Origin of the sequence: Oricola cellulosilytica, from assembly GCF_019966575.1 — a bacterium.
GTDB lineage: Bacteria > Pseudomonadota > Alphaproteobacteria > Rhizobiales > Rhizobiaceae > Oricola > Oricola cellulosilytica.
Genome location: NZ_JAINFK010000004.1, coordinates 189,472 through 201,580 on the forward strand (window position 1 = coordinate 189,472; position 12,109 = coordinate 201,580).

Annotated in this window: 12 protein-coding genes; 6 read left to right on the top strand and 6 right to left on the bottom strand. The window is 61.0% G+C overall.

The features are described 5' to 3' along the window. Positions 1–48 precede the first annotated feature (48 nt). On the bottom strand, positions 49–963 hold the full coding sequence (locus tag LC298_RS10955; protein ID WP_158284716.1) for a diacylglycerol/lipid kinase family protein: 915 nt from the start codon (positions 961–963) through the stop codon (positions 49–51). A 211-nt stretch (positions 964–1,174) separates the two neighbouring features. On the opposite strand from LC298_RS10955, the gene LC298_RS10960 reads away from it, so the two are divergent. Together LC298_RS10960 and LC298_RS10965 are read left to right on the top strand one after the other, a co-directional pair. Then, entirely contained in the window at positions 1,175–1,915 is a 741-nt protein-coding gene (locus tag LC298_RS10960; protein WP_131567067.1) for a helix-turn-helix transcriptional regulator, read from the top strand. Positions 1,916–1,968: 53 nt separating this feature from the next. Next, positions 1,969–2,577 carry an acyl-homoserine-lactone synthase gene (locus LC298_RS10965; protein WP_131567070.1) on the top strand — a complete coding sequence of 203 codons (609 nt, stop codon included), beginning with the start codon at positions 1,969–1,971 and terminating at the stop codon, positions 2,575–2,577. Between the two features lie 7 nt (positions 2,578–2,584). Here the strand turns inward: LC298_RS10965 and LC298_RS10970 are convergent, their stop codons facing one another. After that, on the bottom strand, positions 2,585–3,382 hold the full coding sequence (locus LC298_RS10970; RefSeq protein WP_199223224.1) for a DUF2189 domain-containing protein: 798 nt from the start codon (positions 3,380–3,382) through the stop codon (positions 2,585–2,587). A 257-nt stretch (positions 3,383–3,639) separates the two neighbouring features. Between LC298_RS10970 and LC298_RS10975 the strand changes: the two genes are divergently transcribed. Both LC298_RS10975 and LC298_RS10980 read left to right on the top strand, forming a co-directional pair. Continuing rightward, positions 3,640–5,517, top strand: coding sequence for a cation:proton antiporter (locus LC298_RS10975; RefSeq protein WP_131567073.1), 1,878 nt, complete (start codon positions 3,640–3,642; stop codon positions 5,515–5,517). A 16-nt stretch (positions 5,518–5,533) separates the two neighbouring features. Beyond that, on the top strand, positions 5,534–6,430 hold the full coding sequence (locus tag LC298_RS10980) for a 50S ribosomal protein L11 methyltransferase (protein WP_131567075.1): 897 nt from the start codon (positions 5,534–5,536) through the stop codon (positions 6,428–6,430). 45 nt (positions 6,431–6,475) lie between these two features. Here LC298_RS10980 and LC298_RS10985 read toward each other — a convergent pair whose 3' ends face one another. After that, positions 6,476–6,661, bottom strand: a complete 186-nt coding sequence (locus tag LC298_RS10985; RefSeq protein ID WP_131567078.1) for a hypothetical protein — start codon at positions 6,659–6,661, stop codon at positions 6,476–6,478. Positions 6,662–6,877: 216 nt separating this feature from the next. Between LC298_RS10985 and LC298_RS10990 the strand changes: the two genes are divergently transcribed. Next, positions 6,878–8,707 (top strand): aminopeptidase P family protein, encoded by a 1,830-nt coding sequence (locus tag LC298_RS10990; protein WP_131567081.1) that lies wholly within the window; start codon positions 6,878–6,880, stop codon positions 8,705–8,707. A 4-nt stretch (positions 8,708–8,711) separates the two neighbouring features. On the opposite strand, the gene LC298_RS10995 is transcribed toward LC298_RS10990, so the two are convergent. Next, entirely contained in the window at positions 8,712–9,017 is a 306-nt protein-coding gene (locus LC298_RS10995; protein ID WP_131567084.1) for an AzlD family protein, read from the bottom strand. A gap of 3 nt (positions 9,018–9,020) precedes the next feature. Continuing rightward, positions 9,021–9,722 (bottom strand): AzlC family ABC transporter permease, encoded by a 702-nt coding sequence (locus LC298_RS11000; protein ID WP_131567087.1) that lies wholly within the window; start codon positions 9,720–9,722, stop codon positions 9,021–9,023. A 465-nt stretch (positions 9,723–10,187) separates the two neighbouring features. On the opposite strand from LC298_RS11000, the gene LC298_RS11005 reads away from it, so the two are divergent. Beyond that, on the top strand, positions 10,188–11,144 hold the full coding sequence (locus tag LC298_RS11005) for a hypothetical protein (RefSeq protein ID WP_131567090.1): 957 nt from the start codon (positions 10,188–10,190) through the stop codon (positions 11,142–11,144). A gap of 8 nt (positions 11,145–11,152) precedes the next feature. On the opposite strand, the gene LC298_RS11010 is transcribed toward LC298_RS11005, so the two are convergent. Then, positions 11,153–11,647, bottom strand: coding sequence for a hypothetical protein (locus LC298_RS11010; protein WP_131567093.1), 495 nt, complete (start codon positions 11,645–11,647; stop codon positions 11,153–11,155). Positions 11,648–12,109 lie beyond the last annotated feature (462 nt).

Here is a 12,109-nt window from a genome sequence, read left to right on the forward strand (position 1 = left end):
GAAAACTGGAAACGGAAGAGGCGGGCTCCGGTCCGCCTCTTTCGTTTTTTACTGTCCGCGCACCGCGTGCTCCTCGGTCGGGATGATCAGGTCGAGCGCTCCGGGTGCGATCCGGATTTCCACCGGCGCCTCCATCATCACGAGTTCCCCGTCGATCGCGACCTTCAGCCGCCGCTTGCGCGACAGTTTCAGCTTCTTGGCGGTAAAGAACTCCATGTGCGGCAGATCGGCCCAGCTCCCGAGCGGCAGCCGTGCGGTCACCGCCGCGAGATCGGCCGAACGCGAGCTGCGCGCGATGTAGATACCGAGTTCCCCGCCATCGACGCGGTCGGCATAGGGCAGGTGCCCCTCCCCGAAAACATTGTTCGAGACGACCAGCGCCGGGGTGGCGATCGCCCGCTCGGATCCTTCGCCATCATCCAGCCACACGCGAACCCGCGGCGGTCGGAGGATCACCTGGTAGAGCGAGCGCATGCTGGCAACCAGCTTGGCCATGCGGGAGCCGTATTTTTGCTTGTCGCGCTGCTCGATCATCTCCGGATGCAGACCGAGCGAGAACTCGTGGATGAAAGGCCGGTCATTGGCATAGGCGATATCCGCCTTGCCCGGGCGGCCGCAAGCGAGCGCCTCGATTGCCGCCTCGATCTCGAGAGGGACGCCCAGCGAGCGCGCGAACAGATTCATGTTGCCGGCCGGCAGTACGGCAAGATGTTTGCCCGTGTCGCGCAGAATTGCCGCCGCCGCCGAGATCGTTCCGTCCCCGCCCCCGGCGATGACCCCCTCTACATCGTCGTCCTTGACCGCGGCTTTCATCGCGCTGATCATGGAGGGCCCGTCGGCGAAGTTGATCGACACCTCATGCCCGCCCTCGGCGAAGCGGGTGACCAGCGTTTCCTCGAGCCAGTCCCGCTCGACGTCCTTCACCGTTGACGCGCCAGGATTGATGATTGCTGCAAACCGCATGGTCTTCCTTGCCGGATCTGTCGCAGAGAGGCGAGAATCGCCCATTCATAGAAACGCCGATTTCGCCATCCGGTTGCGCCGGGGGTCAGAAATCGCAGTTTACTCACCTCACCCCAAAAGCCAGACTTGACCTACAACTAATTGCAGGTCGTTTTGACAGCCTTTCGACGACCGCGATGTCGGGGCTGCAGGTTCTGGGGGCCGTCGAGACATGTTTCGCGTTCTTGTCGCGCCGGAATTCGAAATCGTTCCATCCGACCCGGACTTTCCTCCGGCAATTCTCGATGCGTTGAAAACCGCGCGCGACGAGACGCGAAGCAATTACGTTTCGTTCTGGGCGGAAATTGGCAAAACCGGCCTGAAATCCAACGTCATCCTCAGCACCTATCCGGCGGCATGGCTCGAGCGCTACACGGAGGAGAACTACGCCCGCATCGATCCGGTGATCAGGGGAGGGCTCGGAGCCACGGGAGCGGTGATCTTCGATCACGAGAACCCGGAAACCGAAGCTGTAGCCCCGCTCGCTGCGGACGCCCTTCGCCACAACATCGGGCGCTATACGATCGGCATCCCGGCCCAGTTCAACGCGAGCATTCGTTCCGTGACAACCTTCGCCACCGATCAGGACGTTGGAGCAAACACCGAGGAAACCGGCGAGATTCTTGTGAAGGCGCGCGAACAGGCGCACATAGTCGGCCTTGCCGTCGTCGAGCGTTTCCTCAAGCCCGATGCTCCTGTCGTGAGCTTGAGCGACCGTGAAATCGAGGTTCTGTATTGGGGGTCGACAGGCAAGACGGATCAGCAGACCAGCGAGATAATGAACCTCTCCCGATGGACGGTGGTCGCGCACGTCCAAAGCGCGAAAGCCAAGCTGCGGGTGAACAACAAGGCGGCGGCGATCGCCCGCGCCCTTGAGTTGCAAATGTTCAGGAAATACGACTTCAAGTTGTAGTTTTCGGCAAGCCGCCTATACTCTGCCTTTCAGCAAACCGGCTGGAGGGCGACATGATCGTGTACGTCGAAACACCGGAGCGCGAGCGCCACGCGCGGCTCGTCGACGATTATTTCCAGCTCCGCAAACGGGTTTTCCATGATGAAATGGGTTGGAACGTTCGCGTCACCGGCGAGCTCGAGCGTGACGTGCTTGACGAGCATCCATGCACCTATGGGCTCTCGGTGGATGCGGGAGGCCGGTTGAACGCCGGCATTCGTCTCATTCCGACAACCCAGATGACACTGCTCGAGCTGGCGTTCGATGGATTGGTGCCGGATCGGCTCTCCTTCAGATCGCCTACGATCTGGGAAGTGTCGCGGTTCTGCATCGACCGGACCGCACCGGGTGGGTGGGTCTCCGCAGGTCTGGATCGGGCGGCTCTTGAACTGATGCTGGCCAATTTCGGTTACGCGCGCAGAAACGGAATTACGCACTACCTGGCGGTGACGGAGGAGCGGATGCTGCGCCTTGCCGGTCAGTTCGGCATTCCGGTGGACGTGCTCGGTCGCCAGCAAATCGAAGGATGCGACGTGGTCTGCGGGCTGATCCCGGTCAATTCGCAAACGGCAACGATGGCACGCAAGATGCAGCCGCTTGTAGAAGGGCGGAAATCCGCCTGACCGTCTGTCACGCCGGTTTGATTGACTTTCGGTAAAGGTGCCAGGTGGTATGGCCCAGTATCGGCAGGGACACCAGGAACCCAAGGAAAAACGGAACTGCCGACGCCAGGACGGCAACCGTCACGATCAACCCCCAGCCGATCATGGGGACCGGGTTCTCGAACACCGTCTTCACGCTGGTGATCATGGCGGTCACGAAGTCGGACTCGCGGTCCAGCAAGAGCGGAATGGATATCACCGTCACCGAAAACAGTACGATCGCGAGGAACGCTCCGACAAGATGACCAACGACGAGAAATGTCCAGCCCTCCGGAGTGGTGAATACAATCGACAGAAAGCGGTCGAGCGAGGAAAATGACGCACGGGAGAGAATGATCGCGATCAGCAGCCGGACCTGATACATCCACACCCAGAAAACGAACAGCATCACGAACGCCATCCAGGCCAGTTCGCGTTGCCGCTGCAGCCAGACAACGCCCAGCACGTCGCGCCAGTCCAGGGGCTGGCCCGCCTCAAGCCGCCGGCTGACCTGATAGAGCCCGACAGCGACAAACGGACCGATCAGCGGAAACCCGATCGCTACCGGATAGATCATCCACGGAACGTTCCAGATGGTGAGCGACAAGGCTATGAGGATGCCGCCGAGCGCATATATGCCGCCGAAGAAAAGTCCGAACAGCGGGGCCTTGAGAAAATCGCCGATCCCCAGCCTCAGCGCATCGCGCAGATCGGCCGCGGTCACGGTCTGCACCTGCGGCATCATGCCGGCGGACCGTCGAGGCGTTACGGCCTCCCTTTTCGCCATGCGACCCTCCCTTGCCTGCCCCAATACGGTGAGTACCGGAACTCGTATGCGTCGTGGGCCGGTTGCGGTCCTTGACGGAAATCAAACCGCCCCACGTCGCGCCACGCACCGGGGATTAAGTCGAATGGGCCGATCGATCCCGGCACCGCGCCTCGCAATTCACTCTGCCACAAAAATAAAGATATTGCCCCTGCCCTTGCAGGAACTCTGCTATAGCCAATATCTGCACGACGCCACGCGCAGAGGGACGGAACTTCATGGAACACATTGCCGCCAAACTGGCATTCATCGGCGCGGCCGGAATCGGTGCCCAATGGCTGGCTTGGCGTTTGAAGTTGCCCGCCATCGTCCTCTTGCTGGCAGCGGGCTTTCTGGCCGGCCCTGTGACCGGGTTTATCCAACCAAGCGTTGACTTTGGCGACATTTACCAGCCCGTCGTCGGCCTTGCCGTCGCGATCATCCTTTTCGAAGGCGGGCTGACGCTCAACTTCCGCGAGATCCGGGAAACATCGACTGCGGTTCGCAGAATCATTCTCTTTGGCGGCCCCCTGACGTGGCTCGGATCAACGCTAGCCGCCCACTATATCGGGGGACTTTCCTGGGCGGTTTCGACGATCCTCGGTGCGATTCTGGTTGTCACCGGTCCGACCGTCATCATGCCGCTGCTGCGCTCGGCAAAGCTGAAATCCCGGCCGGCATCGCTGCTTCGCTGGGAGGCGATTGTCAACGATCCCATTGGCGCACTGTTTGCCGTCATCTCGTTCGAGGTGTTCCTCGTTTTGCATGGCAGCCACGGCGCCGACAGCGTGTTTCTCAATATCGCCATCGCGTTCGTGTTCGCGGTCGCTGGCGGCTTTGCAGCCGGTCGCGCACTCGTATGGGCCTTCATCCGGGGCCACGTCCCCGAATATCTCAAGGCGCCTGTCCTGCTTGCAAGCGTGATCGCCATTTTTTCGGCGTCCAACCTCATCCTCGAGGAGTCGGGCCTTTTGACGGTGACTATCATGGGCATCACCATGGCCAACTCCCGTCTGGCATCGCTCGGAGAACTCCGGCGCTTCAAGGAAACGATCACCATCCTCCTCGTGTCCGGCCTCTTCATCGTGCTCACGGCGGCGCTTGAATGGCCGGTGATTATGAGCCTTGACCTCCGGGCGCTCGGCTTTGTCATCGCCGTTCTTTTCGTCATCCGCCCGATTGCGATTTTCGCGGCCACCACCGGCAGCGGACTCACTTGGCAGGAACGGCTGCTGACTGCCTGGATCGCCCCGCGCGGAATTGTCGCCGTCGCGGTGGCCAGCCTGTTCGGCTCGCTGCTGACCGCATCCGACGCCGGGGACGGCCAACGCATGGTGGCCTTCACCTTCGCGGTCGTGGTCGCGACCATTTTCCTTCATGGCTTTACGCTCGGGCCCCTCGCTCGCCTCCTGGACCTGCGCACAGCCGAAACGCCGGGCATCCTGATCGTCGGCGGTTACCAGTGGACCACGGCCCTGGCCCGGAAGTTGCAGGACATGAAGATCCCGGTCACCATTGCCGATCCGAACTGGAACCACCTCAGCGAGGCCCGCCAGGCCGGCATCGAGACCCATTTCGGCGAACCCCTGTCCGAGCACGCCCATCACAATCTCAACATCGGCCGCTTCGGTGCGCTGGTCGCGGCCACGGACAATGACGCTTATAACGCGCTCATCTGCACCGACTTCGGTCCGGAGATCGGCCGCAACAACGTCTACCAGATCGGCGATACCAGTGAGCAGTCGGAGCGGCGTTCCCTCAACTTCACGATCGGCGGAAAGCAATTCTTCCAGCCTGGCATGACCCATCGCCAGATCCGGCAGCGGCACAATGCCGGCTGGACTTTCCAGACCACAAGGCTGACCGAAGAATTCGACCGCGACGCCTATATGGCGAGCCGCCTCAAGGACACGCGCATCATTCTTTGGCGAAAACCCGACGGCACCATGATCTTCGAGGCCAATTGCAACGGTGCGAAACCGCAGAAAGAGGATCAGGTTCTGAGCTTCGGCCCGGCCAAGCAGCCCGAAACCGCGCGCGAGATACAGGAAGAGCGGGAGAAAAAAAGCGGCGACAAGGCGAAAAAACAAAAGCCGGCATCGGAAGCCGTCGAATAGGTTTTTTGCAAGCAACATGGCTCAGATTCGTCTTCACCTTTCGGCAGGCAAGGCCGAAGCCGCGCGTGTCTTCAGTTCACTGGAGGACGAATTCGAGGATGACGGCTTTCCCCTCGCCAATATCGAGATCGACGAGGCGCAGAAGATCTACGAAGTCTCGGTCTATCTCGATGAGGATACGGCCGACGCAGGCGAGGTGGAGCAGCGGTTTGCAAGACGGCTCGAAACGGACGGCTGCGGCCTGCGGCCGCAGCGCGAGGTCCTGCCGGATATCGATTGGGTCGCCAAGTCCCTGGAGGGACTGAAGCCTGTTCGCGCCGGCCGCTTTCTGATCCACGGCCGCCATGATCGCTCGGCAGTCCGGCCTAACGATATCGCCATCGAGATCGAAGCCGGCCAGGCTTTTGGAACGGGCCACCACGGAACCACTTCGGGCTGCCTGACGATGATCGAGCATCTCTGCGCCGCTCGTGCACCCGCCAATGCGCTGGATTTGGGTACCGGCACGGGTGTCCTGGCGATAGCGCTTGCCAGGCGGGCGCGGATCCCCGTTCTGGCCACAGACATCGACCCCGTTGCAACCCGGGTCGCACGCGCAAACGCACGGATCAACGGCGCATCGCGCCATATCCGCTTCGAAACCGCAGCCGGGTTTCACCACCGTTGTTTCGCGGAGCGTGATCCGTTCGATTTGATTGTCGCGAACATCCTTGCCCGGCCGCTAATGCGGATGGCGCCGGACATTCGCGCAAATCTCGCCGCCGGCGGCGATGTCGTTCTGTCGGGGATTCTGGCGACCCAGCGGCGCGCCGTGCTATCGGCCTTCCGGCTCGCCGGATTGTTTCACCAGCGCACCCTTTGGCGTGGTGAATGGGTCACGCTGCACCTCGCGCGGAGCAGGACCCGATCGTAGCGGGGGCGACCCGTTGATCACCCCGGATATTCGAGTATCCCGCCCTTAGAACGGGTAGACGGCTCCCGGCCGGCGCCGCAGTTCGGCACGGTCATAGCCATGTGCCTTCAATGTATCGTCGTCGAGCATCAGAAGCGCACCGTTTACATAGGCGGAAACCTGGCGGGCACGCGCATTCACCACCGCGTCGAAGGCGTTGTGCAGCATACCCTTTTTCGATCTGTTGGTCATGTTAGACCTCCTGGATTGATTCCGGAAAAGTACCGGTATCGGCAATATGTGACCTGTTCATCGGGGTTACTACGCCCAATGCCGCAGGCCAGCCATGCGTTTTTCGCAGGTGCGAAGAACATGCTGCATCGCAAATGCATCCGTCCTGCAGCGCGGCGGGCCAATTGATCCGTTGCCTGCGGCGGCATAACGTCCGGCGCATTCACGGAGAGGTTCATGTTCCAGACATTTGACGAAAAGAGCGATCCTTCAACGGTTAAACCTCGCGTCGAAGCACTTCGTTCGCACATGGAGAGCGAGGGTCTGGACGCATTTCTCGTCCCCCATTCGGATGAGCACCAGAACGAATATCTTCCCGCCCGCGCCGAGCGGCTGGCCTGGCTCACCGGCTTCACCGGGTCTGCGGGGATGGCGATCGTTCTCCGGAACAGCGCCCACCTGTTCGTGGACGGACGCTACACGCTTCAGGCCGCCGCGCAGACCGATTCCGACGTGTTCTCGCGTCACAGCCTGATCGACACGCCGCCTGACGAGTGGCTTGCGGAAAACCTGACGAAAGGCTCGCGTGTCGGCTTCGATCCTTGGCTTCACACCTTCGCCGACGTCACGAAGTTGAAAAAGGCGTGTGCTGAAGGAGAAGCGGAACTGGTACCGGTGTCGCGCAATCCCGTGGACGCGATTCGAAACGACCTCCCGCCCCCGCCACTCGGGCAGGTGACGCTCCATCCGATGCAATTCGCGGGCGAAACGGCCCGCGACAAGATCGGCCGTATCACCGATGCGGTCCGCGATCGGGAGGCCGATGCCGTCATCCTGACGGATCCCGCTTCCCTGTGCTGGCTGTTCAACGTCCGCGGAAGCGATGTCGCGCATACGCCGCTTGTCCTCGGTTTCGCGATCGTGCCCGTCGAAGGCGAGCCGGAAATCTTCATCGACAAGCGAAAGCTTGCCATCAAGTCCGAGGCCTATCTGGCGCAACTGGGCGCATTGCGCCCGCCGGAGGATTTCGAGCAGGCGCTCGAAGCGCTCGGCAGGGACAACAGGCGCGTCATGGTCGACCCGGCCCTTTCCGCCCAACGGATCGTGACACTTCTCGAGCAAGCCGGTGCGTCAGTGGTGAAGTCCCCCGACCCGGTTCGCATTCCCCGTGCGCGCAAGAACGCAGCCGAGCTTTCCGGAGCCCGCGCGGCGCACCGCCGGGACGGGGCGGCCATGGCCGCGTTTCTCGCATGGGTCGATGCGCAACCGCCCGGATCGCTCGACGAGATCACGGCGGCCACGACCCTGGAAGACGCCCGGCGCGAGACCGGAGAGCGGCTCGGCATGCCGCTTGCCGATATTTCGTTCGACACAATTTCGGGGGCGGGACCGAACGGCGCGATCGTTCACTACCGCGTCACCACGAAAACCAATCGCGTGGCGGGCGACGGGGAATTGCTGCTGATCGATTCCGGCGGCCAATACCAGGACGGCACCACCGATATCACGCGGGTCATCCCGATCGGCGTCCCCGGCGAAAGATACCGCCGTCATTTCACGCTCGTGCTCAAGGGCATGATCGCGATCTCCCTCGCACGGTTTCCCGAGGGAACGCGCGGCGTCGACATTGACGTGCTCGCGCGCAACGCATTGTGGCAGGCCGGACTGGACTACGCCCACGGCACCGGCCACGGCGTCGGCTCCTATCTCAGCGTGCATGAGGGGCCGCAGAACATCTCGCGCCGCGGCACGCAGGCGCTGCTTCCCGGAATGATCGTCTCCAACGAGCCCGGCTACTACGAGACCGGCTCGCACGGCATCCGCATCGAGAACCTCGTCGTCGTGACCCCGGCCGAAATTCCGGAAGGAGGCGCGACCGCGATGCACGGTTTCGAAACCCTGACGCTCTGCCCGATCGACCGGCGTCTGATCGACCCCGGCCTGCTGACCGCCGCGGAAATCGGCTGGCTCGACGCCTATCATGCCCGTGTACGGGAAGAGGTGTCGCCGCTGGTTGACGATCCCGATGTTCGCGCCTGGCTCGAGAAGATGACCGCCCCGCTCTGAGAGGTCAGCCGAGCACCGCCCGGAACACCAGAATCGCGATCCACCCGACGGCGAACGTGCCCATCATCGGAAGATGGAAGGCGGCGGCGAACGCCACCAGCAGCGTCAGCGATTCCGCCGTCCCCTCGAACACGGCGGCGGGCGCCACCAGCGTAGTCAGAACCGCGGCCGGCACCGCGTTCAATGCGGCCTCCACGCGTGGCGGTATCGCCCTGAACTGCGACAGGATCAGGTGTCCGCCGATCCGCGTCAGATAGGTCGCCGCCGCGCCCGCCAGAACGATCCATGTCGTCGTCGAGAGTTCCGGCATCGCTCAGACCACCGGCTTGCGGTTGGGCTGCGTGCCGATTGCGGCTGCGGCCAGAACCCCGGCGATCGCGCCGATGCTCACATGCCAGGGCGAGCCGACCACCGCATATGCGCCGACCGAGACCAGCCCGCTGACGATCACCACGGGAAGCCAGTTGGCGCGCCGCCGGAAACCAGCGACGAGACCGAGAAAATAGATGGGAAGCAGAAAATCGATCCCGTAAGCCGCCGGATCGGACACCAGCTTGCCGAACACCGCGCCGATCCAGCCCTCCAGCACCCAGGCCACATAGACCGGGATCGCGGCGCTCATGTACCAGAGGAATGTCAGCGGTCGGCCCGACTCGACGCGTTTCTCGGATTCGGCGAATTGCGGGTCGATCAGAAAGAAGAAACCGACATAGCGCTGCGCCTTGCTCCAGTGGCGGATCTGGCGTCCCACGACGGCCGAGTAGAGGACATGCCGGAAATTGACGGCGAAGATCGACAGCACGATCAGCCACGGTGCGATCCGGTCGCCGAACAGGTCGATGCCGACCATCTGGCTGGCGCCCGCATAGACCGTCGCGCTCATCAGAACCGCCTCGAAAACCGTAAAGCCGTTGTCGACGGCAAGCGCTCCGAACAGCATGCCGAACGGCGCGGCGGCGAAAAGAACGGGCAGTGCGGCCCTGAATCCATCCCGGATTTCGCGATTGACGGTCATGTTGAAAGCTCCGGGGCACCGTATAGGTCAACATGGCTGACGCGTCACGGCGAGAATTGTCATGGGGACAAACCCGCAAATCCCTCATAACGACCGCTTCACCCGCTCACGACCTATCCCGCCCGACCTGTCCCGGTTGTGAGTCCCCGGAGCGAAAGATCGGCGGAACTTGGTGGAATGACTTTCGGCGTCCTGAACGCGATGGCGGATCTTGAACGAGGTGAAAGCAATGTTGGTAAGCGCTCTCTATTCGTTCCACCACCGCCTCGCGCCCCATTGTAGCCGCTCAGATCTCATTGATGACTTCCCAAAAGCTGCCATTGGACTCAGGTCACTCTAATGTCGATTACGAAATATAACGACTAATGGTCGGTTAGGCCTGACAACGAGAAAATTTGACGCGCAGCTACCCAATAAAAATGATCAAACCAAGAGAGAAGCGGCTGGAGCATACGGGCGTGCCCAATGACGGACATATTTGAAAACGCAGTTTTATCTATCCAGGTTGGCATTGAGGACTTTCAGTCCAATGACGAGCGGCGGCCGGTAAGCGCACTCCGGAATTTCTACGCGGGCGTGCTCTTGCTCGGCAAGCAGTGCCTCCTGAATGCCGCGCCGGGAGCCGATCCGATGGAGGTTCTAGCATCGAAGTTCGTGCCCGTGTTGAACGACGACGGCGAACTCGTTCACGAACCCAAGGGTTATCAAACGATCGATCTGGCAGAACTGCGGGAGCGCTTCAAAAGTTTTAAGCTTGCCTGGCCCGCCGGCAGTATCAAAGATTTGCAGAAGCTACGAAACGACTTTGAGCACTACCATTCGCAGGCTCCGAAGGAAGCCATTCGGCAGGCAATCGCCGGCTGTTTTCCTCTCGTAGAAGGTTTTTTCGCCATCCTTGGGCGTTCACCCAAAGCATCACTTGGCGACGCCTGGGATGTCATGCTGGCCGAAAAGGCGTTCTTCGACAAACTGAAAGGGGAATGCGACGGCACGTTCAACGAGATCGACTGGTGGGGCGAAATAACGGACCGATCCCAAATTCGCTGCCCGACCTGCGGCTCGTCGCTAATCTACCAAGCAGATGCAGACAACAGCGACCCCGCTGAGATCAAGGGCCAATGCAAGGCCTGCGGCGACGAGATTGCGGCAGAGCAGACCGTGGAGATTTTGGTCGAGGCGCAGTTCGCCGAAGATGCCTATCTCGCTGCAAAGGAAGGTTTAAACCCGGTCATTCATTCATGTCCGGAATGCGCTAATGAGACCTACGTCGAGACCGGTGAGACCGTGAAGTGCTTTTTCTGCGACTACTCGATTGACGCCTCATGCGCACGCTGCGGCACCTCACTTACGGCTTCCACCATATCGGTCAACAATCCGCATATCTGCGACTATTGCCATCACGTATCATCGCGGGACGACTAGCAACTTGCCTACCACTTGCCTTCGAACATGAAGCGTAGATCGTCGTGAGATCGAAGAGCTTCGAATAGCACCTCGATCGCCTCGGCTACCAAACTGGCATTGCGATCAGCGTCGGGATCGCCTGACTTGCCCCCATGCACGAGATTATTTCTAACGCGCCGGACCGCGCCAATGAAATCCTGAATACTGTTCGGCGCGACCTTCCGCTCCCAGTCTAGAGTGCTGCCACCCAGAAACTGTCTGCTTGGCGGGTTGCTCAAGATCGTCGGCGCAATTTTTTTGTCGCGAACGCGCTGAAGAAATTCAGCCTTCAGTACTTCGTTAGCAAACTTGTCCCAGTTCGCTTCAACCGCGCCGTTGCGCATCACTCCATAGCCAGTTTCTTTCAGTGCATACTCGAACCGCGTCACGACGCGCATTAGTTCGTCGGCGCGCGGTGGCAAGCGATTGGCTTTCCCCATATCAATCGTAAGAGGTTTCTTTTCTTCTGGTAGCTTCGCCATCCGCCCCACCGTGAGAAAAAAGAAGCCTACTCTCAGCAAGAATCGAAATAACGAGCAGCGTATGCTCTCACCCATCTCGCATCAAATTTTTCCTTAGCACAAATTCTTTCACGAAACGCTGCCCCCCGCACACTACCGCTAGAGGCAAAGTCGAACGCACGGCAGATTTCGAGCGATGAAAGAAGCTCCCAAATGGGCGACCAAAGGGACCGACGGTAGAACGGCGGCTTGTCAAATCACTCAGCCGAATTACGGCCAATCCGCTTCCGGCCCCCATTCAAGCCGTTCGTTCACTCGGCAACGAACGTCCGTTCCCGCCCCTTCCGACATTCATTCACGATCGAGCGAATGTCCGCTTCGCCATATCCACCGTTCCCGCTGCGCCCGCTCAGAGCCCCTCGACCCGGCGGAACCATTCGTCCTCGTCGATCACCTCGACGCCGAGTTCCTTCGCCTTGGCGA